Source organism: Actinomadura sp. (genome assembly GCF_044508335.1).
Lineage (GTDB): Bacteria > Actinomycetota > Actinomycetes > Streptosporangiales > Streptosporangiaceae > Spirillospora.
In genome coordinates this window covers 1-17,142 of the sequence record NZ_JBIQHY010000022.1, presented here as the reverse complement: position 1 = coordinate 17,142, position 17,142 = coordinate 1, and the positions used below count along the sequence as shown (strand labels likewise).

Genomic DNA, 17,142 nt, shown 5'->3' with positions numbered 1-17,142 from the left:
CTCTCCGTGAACAACTCTTCCCGCCGCATCGTCGCGTCCGGGACGCTGGCGCTGGCGCTGGCCCCGGCGCTCGCCCTGACCGCCGCGCCCGCGTCCGCGGGCACCGATCTCGACGCGGTCGCCGAGGGCATCACCGAGAGCGGCTACTACGTCGACTCGCACGCCAAGTACTACCAGACGGACGGGGCGCAGGAACTGCTCCGCACCGCGCAGGGCCGGTCCGTCCCGGTGTTCATCGCGATCCTCCCGGCCGGGGACGACGCCGGCCAGGTCCTCCAGCAGCTGCCCGGCCTCATGAAGCGCAAGGGCACCTACGTGGTGCTGGCCGGCAACGAGCTCAAGGCGACGTCGAACACGCTGCCGGCGAGCCAGGTGAAGGCCGTCTACACCAAGGCGGTGAAGGGCAGTAAGGGCAAGCCCGACCTGGCGCTGCTGAAGTTCGTCCAGACGCTGCCGGAGTCGAAGTACGCGCCGCCGAAGCCCGGCAAGCCCGGCAACAACGGCAAGCCCGCGCCCGAGTCCACGAAGCAGAAGGAGCAGGAGGAGGAGCGGACGCTCGCCCAGAAGCAGCCGACCGCGCCGGCCGCCGGGTACGAGCCCGTGCGGAAGGACGACGGCGGCTCCATGACGCCGTTCCTGCTCGGGGGCGGCGGCCTGGTCGTCGTCGCGGCGGCGGCCGGGGCCGGGTTCCTGCTGTGGCGCCGCCGCTCCGCGGCTCCCGCGCCCGCCGGAGCCGCCGCGAGCGCGGCCCCCGCCCCGCCCGCCCCTCCGGCCCCGCCCGCCCCGCAGGCGCCCGCTGAGGCCCCCCAGGCGGCCGAGGAGCCCAAGGGCGGCGGCACGGCCGCCGACGGCGAGCCGGAGCCTCCCAAGGACGCCTAGGAGCCCGGGGAGCTCATCAGCAGGAGGAGATGGCGTTCACCGGCGCCCGCCGACAGGGCCTTGCCCGGCGCGGCGCCGTGTGCCATCACGACGGTGCCCGGGCGGCTGCGCGGCACCCGGTTCCCGGAGCCGAGCTGGCCGCTGCCGCCCGCGCCCCACGTGAGCGGCGTCCCGTCGGTGAGGATCGCGGCGCCGTACGCCTCGCCCGCGAACACCTGCGCGACGCCGCGCAGCTTCGCGCCGTGGCTGCCCGCGACCGTCACCGGGGCCGCGCGGAGCTTCACCGTCCGATCGCCGAGCTGCCCGGCCGTGTTGTTGCCCCAGGCGACGACCGTGCCGTCCTTGCGCAGCGCGTAGTTGTGCTTCTCGGCCGCGCTGATCCCGGTGACGCCGCTGAGGACGCCCTTGCCGCCGACGCCGGACACGAGGGCCGGGACGAGCCGGTCGCGGCGGGTGCCGTCGCCGAGCTGCCCGAGGTCGTTGTGGCCCCACGACGCGACCCTGCCGTCCTTCAGCAGCGCCAGCCCGTGCTGCCCGCCGATCGCGATGCGGGTCACGCCGGTGAGCCGGCGGGCGCCGTCCAGGCCGCGCACCGGCACCGGCAGCGCCCGGTCGCGGCGGGTGCCGTCGCCGACCATGCCGTAGTCGTTGGCGCCCCACGCGAGCACCTGCCCGTTGCGGCGCAGCACCAGCTCGGTGTGCCCGTCGGCGGAGATCGCGGTGACGCCGGTGAGCGGCCTGCGGCCGTCCGGCGCCTTCACGGTCGTCGGGACCCGCGGGGCGGCGCGCCCGCCGTCGCCGCGCTCGCCGTTGCCGCGCTGCCCGTGGTCGTTGGCGCCCCACGTCACGACGGTTCCGTCGCGGCGCAGCGCCATGGAGAAGTCGTTGTTGGCGCTGACGGCGACGACGCCGTCCAGCCTGCCGGAGCGCCCGTCGGGGGCGCGGACGGGGACGGGCGCGCGGCGGTCGCGCAGGGTGCCGTCGCCGAGCTGGCCGTGGTCGTTGGCGCCCCACGCGACGACCTCGCCGGCGCCGACGACCGCGAGCGAGTGCCGCCCGCCGCCGGCGACGGCGCGCACCCCGCCGAGCCGGCCCTGCCCGCCCACCCCGGTGACCGGGGCGAGCTTGAGGTCGATGCCGGGGCCGGGGCGGCCGAGCTGCCCGTGGTCGTTGAGGCCGCTCGTCCAGACGACGCCGGTCTCGGTGCCCGCCGACCCGGCCGCGGGCGGCGGGGACACCGGCGGCGCCGCCGTGCCGTCCGCCGCGGACCGGTCGCACGCCGCCGCCGTGAGCAGCGCGGGGGCGGCGAGCAGCAGCGCGGTGAGCGAGCGGCGCGCGGGCGTCATGCCGTGCGGACGCAGGCGAACAGGTGCCTGGAGTAGTTGTCCTCGTAGGGCGGGCGCGCGTCCTCGTCGGGGCCGAGGTCGACGATCTCGTCGAAGCCCGTGTTCTCGCGCAGGAACCGTGCGACGCGCGGCGGGTCCCAGCCCCGCAGCGACTCGGCGAACCACGCCTCGTTGTCCTGGCCGGTGTCGAAGAACAGCACCCGGCCGGTGGCGCGGTCGAGGAGCCGGATCAGCTCCTCGGCGCTGACCGAGCCGCGCCCGAGGACGAAGTGGTGCAGGAGGCTGAAGCAGGACACCACGTCCCATCGGCCGGCGTCGTGGCCGCCGAGGAACTCGACGCAGTCGCCGGTGGAGATGACGCCGTCGGGCAGCCCGTAGACCGCCTGCCCGAGCGGGACGGCGAGCGGGTCGCGCTCGATGCCCTCGGCGTCGAAGCCGCGCTGCGCCATCTGCGCCACGAACCAGCCGTAGCAGCTGGCGACGTCGAGGTAGCGGCCCCCGGCGACGCCGCGCTCGGCGAGGAACGCGTCCATCTTGGCGAGCCGGTCGGTGCACTGCCGTACGGTCGTCCAGCCGGACCGCAGCTCGGGCGCGTCGATCGGCTGGTACAGCTCGTGGGTGCCGTCGAGCCAGCTCATCTTGAGCAGCAGGTCCTGCAGGGGGGTGGTGACGGGCAGCCACTTGGCGACGACGTTGGCGCCGTCGGCGCCGCTCATCGCGGCGATCGCGAGGCGGTGGTGGCCGTCGAGGATCTGGTACTGGTCGGAGCCGCGGACGGGCGCGACGAGCACCGGGTCCTGCGGGCCGCTCTGCTGCGGGCGGGGCGCCGCGCCGGGCGCCGCCTCGCCGCGGTAGCGGGCGATGAACGCGCGCGCCGCCGCGAGGACGCCGGCCGGGTCGGTGCCGCCGAAGTAGTTGCCGCCCGCCTCGATGCAGCGCAGCCCGAGCCGCCCGTAGGCGCTGCCGAGGATCTGCTCGTCGGACAGCTCGCCGTGCTCGTCGGCGAGGCGCAGCAGGGCGACGTGCGGGCCGTCCAGGAACGGGGTGGACGGCCACAGCAGGTCGCCGGTGCGGTCGGCGAACTCGCGGGCCGTCCAGCCGCCCTGCGCGCCGACGAGGAGCTGGTCGAACCGGACGGGCACCTTCCACGGGCGGCGCAGCACGGCGGTGGACACCGCGACGCGCGCCGCGGCCGGGATCGGAAGGGAGCGCCCCGCGTCGACCAGCCGCCCGTACACCGGTCCGCTCGGCGCGAGGCCGGTCTTGCGCAGCACCGCGCGGGACTTGCGGCGTACTTGGTCAATTCCCGTGGGCATGCATGCTCCTGGCAGGTGTCGTTTCCGTGGCCGCCGTTCCCGGGGCCGTCGTGTCGGGGGCCGTCGTGGGGGCCGCCGCGCCGGAGGCCGAGGGGACGGCGGCGCCCGCGGGCCCGGCGCCGGCGCGGCCCCGCCGCCCCGGCAGCAGGGAGGCGAAGGCGGTGAGGGACAGCCGCTCGCGACCGCCCCAGAGTAGGGCAATGTACAAGATCGCGCCGGGGATCAGCCCGGCGGCCAGCGCGGCCGGGCTGGAGCCGGCGACGAACCGGACGGCCAGCGGGATCGCGGCGAAGCTCAGCAGCGCCGATCCGCCCGCCCAGAACAGCCCGGCGCTCGCCGGGGACATCCCGAGGATCCTGCGGACCTGGGTGAGGGCCAGCAGCGTCCGGACGAGCAGCCCGCACGCCCGCGCCGCCGCCGCCCCGGCGATCCCGAACGGCGGGATCAGCAGCACGTTCAGCACCAGGTTCACGCCGAGCGCGGCGCTCTGGTTGACCAGGCTGAGCCCGCTGCGGCCCGCCATCAGCAGCATCACGTCGCGGGCGCCGGTCGCCGTCGCCACCAGCATCGCCATCGCCAGGATGACGGTGACGACCTCGCCCGTCCCCCGGTAGCCGTCGCCGAACGAGCCGACGTACACCGGCGCGCCCACCGCGATCGACAGGTGCACCGGCCAGGCGAGCGCGAGGTTCCAGGACGCGCACACCGCGAAGACCCGCTGCGCGCCGGCCCGGTCGGCGAGCGCCATCAGCCGGCTCACCGCGGGCTGCATGACGTTCTGCACCGCCTGGGTGGCGAGCTGGCTGATCACGATGAACCGGGTCGCGGCGGTGTAGACGGCCGCCTCGCGGGGCGAGCTGAGCGCCGCGACGAGCACGATGTCGGCGCGCTGGAACGCCGTCTGGCAGATCTGCGCGAACGCGCGCGGCGCCGTGAACCGCCAGAAGTCGCCCGCCAGCGGCCGCAGCCGGGCCGGCGGGGCAGCCGCGGGCGCGGCGCCGCCCGCGCGGCTGATCTTCCGGTACCACAGCGCCGCGACGACCAGGCACGGCAGGTAGGGCGCCGCCCACGCCGCCGCGAGCCACACCGCGTCGTCGGACAGCACCGCCGCCGCGACCACGCCGCCGACCTGCAGCGTCTGCCGCAGGATCTTGTCGACGAGGACGGTCGGGCGCATCGAGCCGTAGCCGCGCGTCGCCGCGAGCAGCGCGTCGTGCGCGCCCGCCAGCGGCAGGAACAGCGCCAGCACCCGCACCATGCCGACGGCCTGCTCCGCGTCGTCGGCGCCGATGTGGCCCGCCGTCCACGGCGCGGTGGCGAGGAGGACGAGCGCGCCGATCGCCGCGGTCGCCGCGACCGGGACGAGCGCCACCGGGACCGTCCGGCGCGCCGCGGCCCGGTCGCCGAGCGCGAGATGGCGCGGCAGCCAGCGCAGCAGCCCCGCGTCGGTGCCGAGGCCGGACACCGCCTGCAGGATGATGAACAGCGACGTCGCCGCGAAGAACGTGCCCGCGATCCGCTGCGGGTACAGGTGCGCGACCAGGAACACCAGCGCGAGCCCCTGGACGCCCGCCACGGCGGCGCCCACGAGGTTGAGGGCGCCGCCCCTGGCCAGCCTGTTCAGATTGGGCCCGCCCGGCGCGGCCGGTTCAGGACCCGGCATGCCGCCCCGCCTTGTGCGGCTTCTTCCCGTAGCGCGGCAGGACGTCGCCGACCGGGGCGGCCGGCGCGCTCTTCTGCGCGGGCGCGTCCGCGGGGTCGTCGGCGAGTTCCGGCGGCACGTACTTGGAGATGTCCTCCTGGGTCCGCGTGGCGGCGGACTCCAGCGCCTGCTCCGTCTCCGCCTGCTCGGCCACCTCGGCCGGCTCGGGGGGTTCGGCGGGCTCGGCGTCGGACGGCCGCGCCTTGCGCGCGCCCGGCCGCGGGCCGGGGGCCCGGCCGGTGCCCTGGGTGACGTCGGTCGGCGAGACCGGCTTGGGGGCGACGGGCTTGCCCGGCCCCGACGGCGGCTCCAGCGACGCGGGAGTGGGGCGGCGGCGCGCCGCGGCGCCGCGGCGGGCGGTGGCGGGCCGCGGCTCGGCCGGGCGCGGCGGCTGGCCCACCTTGGGCAGCGCCTGCGTGGTCAGGGTCGAGGCGTCGCCGGCGTCCTGGTCGTCCTCGTCGTGCGGCATGCCCGGCCAGTAGCCCTTGTCGTCGTCGCGCTCGGCGCGCCTGGCCGGGGCCGGCTGCTCGTCCGCCCACGCGGGGGAGCCCTCGGACAGCGCGCGCCGCTCCCCGCTGCCGCGCGGGTCGGCGGCGCGGACCTCGGCGGCGGCCCGGCCGCGCGGGGGCTGCGGCGCCCGGCCGCCCTGCCGGGCCGGCTGCGGCTGGCGCGCCGACCGGCCGCCGCGCTGCTCCGGCGGCTCCAGCACCACGCCCAGCACGGTGCATCCGGCGCGCTCGGCCTCGACGTACGCCTGGCGCAGCTCCTCCCGGGTCGTCACGCCCTGGTTGGCGACGAGGACGACCGCGTCCACGAACGTGCACAGCGCCTGCGCGTCCGCGTCGTGCAGGCTCGCCGCGTTGACGACGAGGTACTCGCTGCGGCGGCGCAGCACCTTCACGGTCTCGCGCATCCGCGGGCCGCTGAACCGGTGCGCGGCCTCGGCCGCGCGCGGGCCGCGCGGCAGCAGCCGCAGCTGCGAGTCGGTGTGGATCAGCAGGGTCGCCGGGTCGGTTCCGCTGAGCAGCGTGTCCGACAGGCCCTTGCCGCCGGGGCGGGCGCCGAACAGCGTGCTGACGTCGGTGTCCTCGGTGGTCGCGTCGATCATGATCGTCTTGGCGCCGGCGAACGCCAGCGACACCGCGAGGTTGGCGCTGGCCATCCGGGCGCTGCCGCCCGGGGTGGCGCTGCTGACCAGCAGCGCCACCGGGGTCTGCGGCGCGGTCGCCACGACCGCGGCGCGCAGCCGCCGGTAGGCCTCGCCGGGCGGGCTCTTCGGCGCGGCGACCAGGGCGAGCGTGTCACCGGGCGGGCCGCCCGCCGGGATGGTGGCCAGGGTGCGCACGCCCATGCCCTCGACCGCCTCGGCGTTGCGCAGCCGCTGGTTGAGCCGCTCGCGCAGCAGCACGATCGCGATGCCGAGGACGATGCCGCCGACCAGGCCGCCGAAGCCGAACATCGCGGTGCGGATCTGGCCGGGCCCGTCCGGCGCGCCGGCCGGGGTGATGACCTGGCCCGGATTGATCGGGGTGCTGCCGATGTCGTTGGTCTGCTCGTCGATCACGCCGAGCTGGTTGGTGTAGGCGGTGACGCGCTGCTGCAGCGTGGCCCGCTTGGTGCCGGACGCGGCGGCCAGCTCCCGGTTGGTCTTCAGCAGCTGCCGCTGGACCTTCTCGGACTGCGCCTTCAGCTTGGTGAGCTGGTTGTTCACCACCTCCTGCGCGCGCTGCTGCCGGTAGGCGAGGTAGGCGTCGGCGAACGCCTGCGCGCCGGCGCGGGCGTTCGCCGAGTTCTTGGCCGTGTAGGTCAGGTTGAGCACCTGCGTGTTCGGCGGGACGTCGACGACGACCGTCCCCTCCGGCTCGTGCCCGAGCTTCTCCCCGGCGATCTTGGCGACCCGGTCGGTGGTGACCAGCTGCGCCTCGGTCTGCAGGTTGACCAGGTCGTCGCCGCGGCCGTCCGGCGAGTACGGGTTGCCCTGCAGCGGGCTGACCAGCACGGTCGCGGTGGCCTTGTACGGCGCGGGCAGCACGATCGCGGCGCCGACGCCGGCGCCCGCGCCGAGCACGGCCAGCAGGATCAGCAGCGGCACGTACCGCCTGAGCACGGACAGCAGCTGACCCTGCTGCGGGTCGGCCGTCTGGTCAGCTCCCACGACGATCCCCCTTGACGATCCGGGTCGTGCTGGACGGACACATGGTCACGACTTTATCCGCGCTTGGCGCGGGACCGGTTCGGTTCATCTCAACCTCGTGGGGAGCCGGTGCCGGGAGCTGCGGCCCGGCGGACGGGGGTGCCGGGGCTCTGCCTGGTCAGCACGATGCCGCGGGCGGGGTTGGCGGACTGGTCGAGGGCGAGGACGCCGCTCGCCACCTCGCGGTCCAGGGCCCGGCCGCGCTCCACCACGACCAGGGTGAGGTCGCTGGCGGCGGCCGCGCTGATGGTGTCGGCTGCGTTGATGTCGGGAGTGGTGATCACGACGATACGGGATTCGCGGCCCGCCTTGTCGACGGCGCGGGTGAGCTGCCGGTCGTCGTCGCTGCGCACCAGCCGGACGCCGAAGGTGCGGGGCCGGGCGGCGTCGGCGGGGTCGCGCTCCTCGCCGTCCTTGCGGATGCGCAGCACGGTGGTGGCCGAGCCGCCTTCGGTGCACAGCTCGGCGAGCTCGTAGGCGACGGCGGTGCCGGCGGCGGCGGGGACGCCGGTGACCAGGACGGTGGTGGCCTCGGCGTCGAAGACGAGGTTGCGCAGCCGCCGGCAGATCTCCCGGTGCCCGCCGCCGAGCGTCCCCGACTCCACCATGATCGGCAGCTGCGCGTGCAGCCGGACGTCGGCCGGCCGCCGGATCCGCCGCGGCCGCCGGTCGATCAGCAGCACGAACGCGACCCAGCCGAGCAGCCCGACGCCGAGGCCGCTCGCGACCGCGACGTCCCGGCCGGCGTCGTCGCGGGCGGTGGGCAGCGCGGCGCCGCGCAGCACCTCGCCGGGCTGCACGACCTTGCGGTCCAGCGCGGAGATCTGCTTCTGCACCTGCTTGATCTGCTGCATGATCTCTTCGCGCCGGGTGCGGGCGGTGTTGCCGGTGAGGTCCTCGTCGTCGCCCGGCAGCGTGCGCAGCTGCTTGTGCAAGAGGGTGAGGTACTTCTCCAGGGCCTCCCGGTTGCGCTGCTGGATGCCGCCGAGGATCTGCTGCCGCAGGTCCAGGTACGCCTCGGCGACCGCCTGCGCGCCGCTCTGCGCGGCCTTCGGCGTCCCGGCCCGCACCCCGATCATCAGCACGTGCGTGGCGTTCGGCACCGACAGCTCGATGCGGTCGCGCAGCTCCGCGCGGGGCGCGTCGAAGCCGGGGAAGGTGGCGAGCCGGCGCAGCACCTCGTCCGACCAGACGAGCTGGGCCTCGGTGTCCATCGTGGTGTCCCGGGGCTCGCGCTCCTTCGGGTTCAGCGGCCGCCCCGGCGTGTATCCGGGGTGCAGCGACACCGGCGGCGCGAGCACCGAGATGTGCGCGGTGTACGTCGCCGGGGTCAGCGCGATCTTCGCGACGCCGAGCCCGGCCCCCGCCACGACCGCGACCAGCAGCGCGGCGAGGTGCCGGCGGACGGCGCCCGCGAACCGGGTGACCGGGATCGAGTCCGGGGCGAGCGGCGGTTCCGCCTGCACGTTGGACGGGCCGAGAGTGCGCTTCTTCATCGCCGGGTCATCGCCGCCCGTCCCGCCGCCAGGCCGGCTCGGTGCCGAGGAGGGCGGCGAGCTTGTCGTCGTAGGGGGCGAAGTGGTCGGCGAGGCGGCGCTGCAGGCGGTCCGGCAGCGGGGACCCCGGGCGGGCGTTGTGCCGCTCGAACGACGCGGGCCGCCAGTGCGGCAGGCCGAGGAACTCCAGGATGGAGTCGTAGCAGGGCTCCGGCTCGGAGAAGAAGTCCTCCGCGAACAGCACCAGCACCCGGTCGCGCCCGAACAGCTCGAACAGCCGCTCGATCTGGTCGGCGTACTGGCTGCGGTCCACGTAGGAGTGGTGCCGGTGGCTGTGGCTCACGTACCCCGGGTCGGCCTTGATCTTCTCGACCTCGCCGGCGAGCCGCTCGGCCTCCAGGTCCAGCGCCCGCTCGAACGGCTCGGTCTCGAATCCGCGGGCCAGCTCGTGCTTGTGCGCCGAGTAGGTGCGCACCACCGGGTCGCGCAGCAGCACGATGAGCTTCACGCCGGGCAGGTCGCGGGCGATCCGCTCCGGCGCGAGCGGGTGGTGCATGTAGTAGCCGGCCGACTCGAACGCCATCGGCGCGGCGCCGTCCATCGCGGCGGCGGCGCGGCGCTCGGCGAGCTGCCGGACCGGGAAGTGCCCCCGGTACCAGGACAGGCCCCGCGGGTAGTTGACGTCGAAGTAGTGCACGCCCTTGTGGAAGTTCGGCTGGATGACCGCCGGGTGCGCGGCCAGCGCCCGGAACAGCGAGGTGGTGCCGCCGCGCTGCGTGCCCACCATGAGGAAGTCCGGCAGCATCCGGGCGCCGGCCGTCAGCCGGCCGCCGGCGCGGGTCGCGGCCCGCCCGGCCTCCTTGACCCACTGCGGGGCGTCACGGCGTGAGATCACGAGATCCTCCGGAGGTCGGTGTGCAGGAGGGACAGCAGCCGCTCGGCGTCGGCGCGCAGCGGGCCGCCGATCGGCTCCTGCGCGGCCAGCAGGTAGCGGCGGCACAGCTCCAGCAGGTAGAGGCGGACGGTCGCCTCGGCGGCGGCGCCGGACAGCCCGAGCGGCGCCAGCGCGGCGGCGGCGCCGTCCGGCCAGGCCGCGTAGGGCGGGCCGGGCGCGGTGCGCATCGCCTCCTGCAGCCGGTAGTGCAGCAGGTCGAAGCCGTCCGGGACGCCGCGCGCGAAGCGCTCCCAGTCCCAGAGGCGCAGCACGCCGCGGTGCCAGGCCATGTTCCACGGGGTCCAGTCGCCGTGCCAGGCGCCGAAGTCGAGGGGCAGGTCGCCGTGCGCCTTGCCGACGCCCTCGACCACCTCGCCGAAGACGGCGCGCTGCCGCTCGTCCGCGATGCCGGCGGGGCTCGCGGCGATGCCGTCCCAGAACGCGCTGCCGCGCAGCGGCGCCCGCTCGACGCCGCCGACCTCGAACAGCGTCCGCATCTCGGCGACCGGGGCCCGCCCGCGCGGCCGCCAGCCGAGCGCGCTGGTCGGCAGCGGCTCCAGGACGAGCAGGTCGAGGCCGCGCCACGTCCCGTGGTGCAGCACCTCCGGGACGTGCAGCCGCGCCCGGTCGAGGCGGGCGCCGAGGTAGGCGAGCGCGGCGGCCTCGCCGCCGAGCAGGCCGCGGGCGGTGCCGGTGTCGCCGACCTTCACGAACGCGACGGGTTCGCCGCGCGGCGACAGCACGTGCAGGATCGGCTTGCGGTTGGCGCGGGCGCTGCCGAGGCCGATGCTGACCACGACTCGGCGGCCGAGCAGCTCGGCGAGCCGGTCTTCGACGGAGGGCCCGCCGCCGGTGACGCGCAGCCGGTCGCGCAGCCTCCGCTCCGGCAGCCCGGTGCGGACGGCCGCGGCGGTGAGGCCGCGGGAGGCGCGCTGCCGGACGCCGAGGTCGTGGCTGTAGCGGCGCAGCGCGGCCGCCGCGGCGCGGGGCAGGCCCGCCGGGACGAGCAGCCGGGGGTGCCTGGCGTCCGGCAGGAACGCCAGCTCGCGCCGCGCCCCCGCGGACCGCCCTCGGCCGACGGCCTCGACCGCGGCGTCCGGCCACAGCTCCTCGACCGCGGCGATCCAGGCGGCCCGCGTCTCGGCGGCCCCGCTCGCCGCCCGCCCGGTCACTCGGCCTCCTCGGCGGTCAGCGCGCGGGCGCGCGGGCGCGGGTCCGGCAGGCCGCGCTCGTCCCGCTTGGCCCGCCACATCAGGGCCACCGCGATCATCACCGTGTACAGCGGTACCTCCACCATGTCGTAGGTGATCATGAATAGGGTGCACGCGATCAGCACGCAGCAGCCCGCCAGCGAGTAGGCGCCGCGGTCTCGCCAGTGCCGCAGGAACCGGACGGTGAAGAACGCGCAGAACGCGATCGTCCCGACGACGCCGTTGGCGAAGATGAGCAGCCACACGTGCCCCTGGGTGCCGAGCGGCGGCGACTCGCACGCCTTGCAGCCGACCCGCGCGCCGCCGGCGACCTGGCCGAGGTCGCCCTGGACGTTGCGGGTGGAGCCGAAGCCGACCAGCGGGGAGCCGGTGAGCGCGCTGCGGGTGGTCTCCTCGGCGAGCAGCGTGCGGCGGTTGTTGCTGTGCGGGTTGTTCAGCCGGTCCTGGACGAGGCCGGGCAGCGGCGACAGCGCCACGACCAGCGCGCCGGCGGCGGCCATCCCGGCCGTCCAGGCGATCACCCGCGGCCCGCCGACCTGGAGCAGCTTGAGGACGCCGAACAGCCCGATCGCGCCGAGCGCGCCCCACAGGCCCCGGTTCAGCGAGTACACCACCGGCCACAGCGATGCGGCGAGGATGAGCAGCCCGAAGACGCGGCGCCGCGTCCGCGCGCGGACGATCCACGTCAGCACGAAGTAGGGGAGGAAGAACGCGTAGGCGGCGCCCCAGGTGTTGGCGTACGCGAACGGGGCCATCGGCCGGGACTGCTCGAAGCCGAGGATGGACTCGATGTCGGCGACCTTCGGGTGGACGATGTCGCGGACGAACGAGTTCCCGGTCAGCCCCTGCGGCAGGAGCATCTCCACCGGCGAGGTCAGCTGGATCGACGGGAAGAACGAGCCGATCAGGCCGCCGGCCGTCGTCACGACGAACATGAAGCCGAGCAGCCGGCCGATCTTCCCGGACGGCAGTTCCCGCTCGCTCATGTTGCCGATGTAGAGCAGGACGATGGTGAACGACAGGTACCAGGCGAGCCGGTAGCCGTACACGAGCAGCCGGCTGAACCCTCCGCCGGGCTCGGCGAGCGGCGCGTCCGCCCACAGCACGAGGACGCCCAGCACGACCCAGACGAGGAAGAACAGCCAGGCGCCGAAGCCGCTGGGCGCGACGAGGGTGCCCCGGCGGCGCCACAGCGTCAGCGCCATCGGCACGCTGATGAGCAGCAGCACCACGTTGGCCAGGCCGAGGATCCACCACAGCGGGAAGCCGAGCAGGGCGACGCTGAGCGGCCACCCCGGACGCAGCCGCCACGGCAGCAGCCGCGGCGGCGCGAGAGGCGTGCTCCCCGCGATCCCTCGCATCCCGGCCAATCAACGCTCCGTTTCCCCTGGACGCACCGTCGGGTGCGCGGACCGCGCCGCCCGTGCACCGGGCGCACGCCGCACGGTGGAGGACGCCCGGCCGCCCGCCTGGGGGGACGCCGGGCCGTGGCCGTTTTCGGCCATCCATTCCGGTCGTCCGGTAAGGCCCGTGGCGCGTCCTTCCGAGGTGCGCAGCGTACCCCGCCGCCGTGCCGAGCGTGTCCCACGGCGGTGCGGGGCGGGCGCGCACCGGCCGGATCCGAACGTCGATCGGTAGTTGAAACCGAAACGTTAACGATCAAATCGGCAGGTCATGCGCCACACGGCTACGATTGCCCGGCGCTGCGCGCCTTTGCGCGCACAATACGGTGGTTTACATCAACTTGGCACGGAGGGGTCGATGGGCAGACGCAGGTGGGGGGCGCTGGCCGCGGGGGCCGCACTGGCGCTGGGCACGCTGGCGGCGAGCTTCGCCGTCGCCGTCCCGGCGCACGCCGACCAGCGGGGATCCGAGCCGGAGCACGGGCGCATCGTCAACCCCGACCCGGCGAACTACACGCCGAACGTGGTGGACGGCGAGGTCAAGTCGATCATCAAGATCGGCGGCAAGATCTACGTGGGCGGCTCGTTCACCCAGGTGAAGGAGCCCGGCGCGAACAAGCCCACGCTGACCCGCAACCGGCTGTTCGCCTTCGACGCCTCCACCGGCGCGATCGACCCGAACTTCACGCCCAGCCTCAACAAGGGCGAGGCCAGCGTGCTGCTGCCCGCCCCCGACGGCCAGTCCATCTACGTCGGCGGCAACTTCAGCGAGATCAACGGCGTCCGCCACTTCGTGCTCGCCCGGATCAACGCCCAGACCGGCGCGCCCATCACCTCCTTCAACCCGCAGCTCGACGCCCGGGTCCGCGACCTGCGCCTCGCCGGCGGCCGGCTGTACGTCGCCGGCACCTTCGCCACGGTGGGCGGCGCCCCGCGGGCCGGTCTCGCGACGCTGAACCCGCAGACCGGCGCCCGCGACGACTTCGTGGACATCGACCTCGCCGGCACGCAGACCGGCGACGGCGTGACGCAGATCTACAAGATGGACATCAGCCCCGACGGCTCCAAGCTCGTCGGCGTCGGCAACTTCAACTCCGTCCTCGGCGCCACCCGCCGGCAGATCGTCATGCTGGACCTCACGGGCGCGTCCGCGCAGCTCGCGAACTGGGACACCACCCGCTACGCCGCGCAGTGCTCGCAGTCGTTCGACACCTACATGCGCGACGTCGAGTTCTCCCCGGACGGCTCGTACTTCGTCGTCACCACCACCGGCGCCTACGGCGGCACGTCCAAGCTGTGCGACACCCAGTCCCGCTGGGAGAGCGGCGCGACCGGCGGCGGCCAGGAGCCCACCTGGGTCAACTACACCGGCGGCGACACCACCTACGCGGTGGAGATCACCGACAGCGCCGTGTACACCGGCGGGCACTTCCGCTGGGCGAACAACCCGTTCGCCGGCGACCGGCCCGGCCAGGGCGCCGTCTCCCGCGAGGGCATCGTCGCGCTCGACCCGGTGAGCGGCCTGCCGTTCAGCTGGAACCCCGGCCGCGACAAGGGCGTCGGCGTGTTCGACATGCTGGCCACCAGCGAGGGCCTGTGGATCGGCAGCGACACCGACAACGTCGGCGGCGAGTTCCACCAGAAGCTCGCGCTGTTCCCGCTCGCCGGCGGCAAGACCGTCCCGGCGTACAACACCGGCGAGCTGCCCGGGAACGTCTACTCCGGCGGCGGCATCGGCACCGGTGCGGCGAACTACCTCCGGCACCGCTCGTTCGACGGCACGACCACCGGCCCCGAGGTGGCCGACGGCACCGCCGGCGTCGACTGGCGCTCCGCGCGCGGCGCCTTCATGATCAACGGTGAGCTGTTCTACGGCGGCTCGAACGGCACGTTCAACCGCCGCACGTTCGACGGGACCACGCTCGGCCCGAACACGGTGATCGACACCGCGGACCAGCTCGTCAACATGTCGACCTGGCACTCGCAGGTCCCGAACATCACCGGCATGTTCTACGCCAAGGGCCGCATCTACTACGCCCGCGGCACGTCCGCGCTCTACTACCGGACGTTCAACCCGGAGAGCAACGTCGTCGGCGCGCAGGAGTTCACCGCCGTGGGCAACCTGCCCGGCATGTCGTGGAGCTCCGTCGGCGGGATGTTCGTCGACGGCGGCTACCTGTACTACGTGAGCAACAGCAGCGGCAAGCTGTACCGGGTCGCGTTCTCCGAGGCCGGGGTGCCCTCGGGGGCGTCCACCGAGGTGAGCTCCGCCGACTGGCGCGGCCGGACGGTGTTCCTGTTCAGCGGCACGCCGAACGCGGCGCCGCAGGCCGCGTTCACCGCCAACTGCGACCAGCTCGAGTGCGCGTTCGACGCGTCCGGCTCGACCGACCCGGACGGCTCGATCGCCTCGTACGCGTGGGACTTCGGCGACGGCGAGCACGGCACCGGCGCCACCCCGCAGCACGCCTACGACGAGGCCGGCACCTACACGGTCAAGCTGACGGTGACCGACGACAAGGGCGCCGAGGACACCAGGACCGCCACGGTGACGGTCGCGCCGAACCAGGCGGACATCGCCTTCCGCGCGGGCATCGGCGGCAACGCCAACGTCCAGACGGCCTACGCGCAGATCCCGCCGGCCGTCCAGCCGGGCGACGGCATGATCATGATGCTGACCTTCAACAACACCGCGTCGATCACGGCGCCCCCGGCGGGCTGGACGCAGGTCGACACCCAGACGGTCGGCGGTGCCACCTCCGTCCTGTGGAAGCGGGTCGCGCAGGCCGGCGACGCCGGAACCCAGGTCAACATCGGCCTGAGCGCCTACACCAAGGCCGACATCCAGCTGCTGGCCTACGACGGCACCAACACCACCGACCCGATCGCCGCCGTCGCGAAGGCCGGCGACGCCGACTCGGTCACCGCGCACACCAGCCCGGCCGCGCAGGTCGGCGACGCGGGCTCGTGGGCGGTCTCCTACTGGGCGGACAAGTCGTCCAGCACCACCTCGTGGACGGCGCCCGCCGGCGTGGAGACCCGCCGCATCGGCATCGGCTCCGGCGGCGGCCGCATCACCAGCCTGACCGCCGACAGCAACGGCACGGTCCCGACCGGGACCTACGGCGGCAAGACGGCCACCACCGACGCCGCCAGCCGGGCCGCGATGTGGACGATCATCCTGGCGCGGGGGTCCTCCGCCGCGACGAACCAGGCCCCGCAGGCCGCGTTCAGCCGCAGCTGCGACGACCTCCAGTGCACGTTCGACGCGTCCGGCTCGACCGACCCGGACGGCTCGATCGCCTCGTACGCGTGGGACTTCGGCGACGGCGAGCACGGCACCGGCGCCACCCCGCAGCACGCCTACGACGAGGCCGGCACCTACACGGTCAAGCTGACGGTGACCGACGACAAGGGCGCCGAGGACACCAGGACCGCCACGGTGACGGTCGCGCCGAACCAGGCGGACATCGCCTTCCGCGCGGGCATCGGCGGCAACGCCAACGTCCAGACGGCCTACGCGCAGATCCCGTCGGCCGTCCAGCCGGGCGACGGCATGATCCTGGTGCTGACCTACAACAGCAGCGACGCGGAGATCACCGACCAGCCGGCCGGCTGGACGAAGGTGGACGAGCAGAACGCGGGCAACGCGACCTCGGTCCTCTACAAGCGGGTCGCGCAGGCCGGTGACGCCGGAACCCAGGTCAACATCGGGCTGAGCGCCTACACCAAGGCCGACATCCGGCTGCTGGCCTACGCGGGCACCGACACCACCGACCCGATCGCGAAGGTCGCCAAGGACACCGACGACGACTCCGGCACCGAGCACACCAGCCCGGACGCCGACGTCGCCTCCTCCGGCAGCTGGGCGATCACCTACTGGGGCGACAAGTCGTCCAGCACCACCTCGTGGACGGCGCCCGCCGGCGTGGAGACCCGCGGCACCGGCATCGGCTCCGGCGGCGGCCGCATCACCAGCCTGATCGTCGACAGCAACGCCGCGGTCCCCACCGGCACCTACGGCGGCAAGACCGCCACGACGAACGCCGCCAGCCGGGCCGTGATGTGGACCATCATCCTCAAGCGCAAGTAACCGCCCCGACCTAGCAAGAACAGTGGCCCCGACCGGCACCCCGGCCGGGGCCACTGCCTTCACACCCCCACCCTCGCCCCCCGCCGCGGACCAACCCGTACCGCGAGCCGGAGAGCAGGCCGTGCTGTCAGGCGGACCGGTGCATGGCGGCTGTGTCATGTAAGAGTCGTGAGCCCCGCTGTCTCTTGGACGGGGCTGCGGCCGAGCGCGGGCCTGAGCTGGCGGCCGCGGGCATGCCAACGGGGTTCCAAAGAGCCAGCCCCACCGGCAGCGTCTATATCCCTAGTCTCACTGGGTTCCAGGGAGTCGCCCCCTGGGCAAACACAGACGCCTCTTGGATGAGCACGATTCATGCGCTCTTGGACTAGACCTGAGCCGGGGCGCAGACCGAAGCGACAGGCACGGGCAGGCACGCGGAGGGCGCTCTAGCGCCCGGAGCGGGCATGCCCGGCGACGCAGGCGACCGCAGCGACCCCGCACACGCCCGTCACAGGCACGACAGACCGCAACAAAGGAGCGAGGATCGCCTGCGTCGCTAACGGGGGTTCCAGGGGGTCGCCCCCCTGGG

General features: G+C 74.6%; 10 protein-coding genes. 2 read left to right on the top strand and 8 right to left on the bottom strand.

The features are described 5' to 3' along the window. The first annotated feature begins 6 nt into the window (after positions 1-6). On the top strand, positions 7-879 hold the full coding sequence (locus ACIWVC_RS11055; RefSeq protein WP_396454096.1) for a hypothetical protein: 873 nt from the start codon (positions 7-9) through the stop codon (positions 877-879). Here the strand turns inward: ACIWVC_RS11055 and ACIWVC_RS11050 are convergent. From ACIWVC_RS11050 to ACIWVC_RS11015, 8 genes are all read right to left on the bottom strand, one after another. Next, entirely contained in the window at positions 876-2,225 is a 1,350-nt protein-coding gene (locus tag ACIWVC_RS11050) for an RCC1 domain-containing protein (RefSeq protein WP_396449649.1), read from the bottom strand. The two genes, ACIWVC_RS11055 and ACIWVC_RS11050, sit on opposite strands and share 4 nt — an antisense overlap. Next, complete coding sequence (locus ACIWVC_RS11045) at positions 2,222-3,541, bottom strand: ParB N-terminal domain-containing protein (RefSeq protein WP_396449648.1); 1,320 nt, start codon at positions 3,539-3,541, stop codon at positions 2,222-2,224. Before ACIWVC_RS11045 ends, ACIWVC_RS11050 begins: the two co-directional genes overlap by 4 nt. Further along, positions 3,525-5,204 (bottom strand): lipopolysaccharide biosynthesis protein, encoded by a 1,680-nt coding sequence (locus ACIWVC_RS11040; protein ID WP_396449647.1) that lies wholly within the window; start codon positions 5,202-5,204, stop codon positions 3,525-3,527. Before ACIWVC_RS11040 ends, ACIWVC_RS11045 begins: the two co-directional genes overlap by 17 nt. After that, positions 5,191-7,398 (bottom strand): hypothetical protein, encoded by a 2,208-nt coding sequence (locus ACIWVC_RS11035; RefSeq protein WP_396454094.1) that lies wholly within the window; start codon positions 7,396-7,398, stop codon positions 5,191-5,193. The genes ACIWVC_RS11040 and ACIWVC_RS11035 overlap by 14 nt, the downstream gene beginning before the upstream one ends. 89 nt (positions 7,399-7,487) lie before the next feature. Then, positions 7,488-8,933, bottom strand: coding sequence for a hypothetical protein (locus tag ACIWVC_RS11030; RefSeq protein ID WP_396454092.1), 1,446 nt, complete (start codon positions 8,931-8,933; stop codon positions 7,488-7,490). A gap of 7 nt (positions 8,934-8,940) precedes the next feature. After that, positions 8,941-9,828 carry a sulfotransferase domain-containing protein gene (locus tag ACIWVC_RS11025; protein ID WP_396452677.1) on the bottom strand — a complete coding sequence of 296 codons (888 nt, stop codon included), beginning with the start codon at positions 9,826-9,828 and terminating at the stop codon, positions 8,941-8,943. Continuing rightward, positions 9,825-11,039 (bottom strand): hypothetical protein, encoded by a 1,215-nt coding sequence (locus ACIWVC_RS11020; RefSeq protein WP_396452679.1) that lies wholly within the window; start codon positions 11,037-11,039, stop codon positions 9,825-9,827. Before ACIWVC_RS11020 ends, ACIWVC_RS11025 begins: the two co-directional genes overlap by 4 nt. Continuing rightward, the gene (locus ACIWVC_RS11015) at positions 11,036-12,439 is read right to left on the bottom strand and encodes a hypothetical protein (protein ID WP_396452681.1); all 1,404 of its coding nucleotides are present in this window, start codon (positions 12,437-12,439) and stop codon (positions 11,036-11,038) included. The genes ACIWVC_RS11020 and ACIWVC_RS11015 overlap by 4 nt, the downstream gene beginning before the upstream one ends. Before the next feature lie 400 nt (positions 12,440-12,839). Between ACIWVC_RS11015 and ACIWVC_RS11010 the strand changes: the two genes are divergently transcribed. Then, complete coding sequence (locus ACIWVC_RS11010) at positions 12,840-16,574, top strand: PKD domain-containing protein (RefSeq protein ID WP_396454091.1); 3,735 nt, start codon at positions 12,840-12,842, stop codon at positions 16,572-16,574. Positions 16,575-17,142 lie beyond the last annotated feature (568 nt).

Bases quoted from the DNA above. Each gene is read 5' to 3' on its own strand.
- ACIWVC_RS11050 (WP_396449649.1), bottom strand. From the start codon at position 2,225: ATGACGCCCGCGCGCCGCTCGCTCACCGCGCTGCTGCTCGCCGCCCCC.
- ACIWVC_RS11045 (WP_396449648.1), bottom strand. From the start codon at position 3,541: ATGCCCACGGGAATTGACCAAGTACGCCGCAAGTCCCGCGCGGTGCTG.
- ACIWVC_RS11040 (WP_396449647.1), bottom strand. From the start codon at position 5,204: ATGCCGGGTCCTGAACCGGCCGCGCCGGGCGGGCCCAATCTGAACAGG.
- ACIWVC_RS11030 (WP_396454092.1), bottom strand. From the start codon at position 8,933: ATGAAGAAGCGCACTCTCGGCCCGTCCAACGTGCAGGCGGAACCGCCG.
- ACIWVC_RS11015 (WP_396452681.1), bottom strand. From the start codon at position 12,439: ATGCGAGGGATCGCGGGGAGCACGCCTCTCGCGCCGCCGCGGCTGCTG.
- ACIWVC_RS11010 (WP_396454091.1), top strand. From the start codon at position 12,840: ATGGGCAGACGCAGGTGGGGGGCGCTGGCCGCGGGGGCCGCACTGGCG.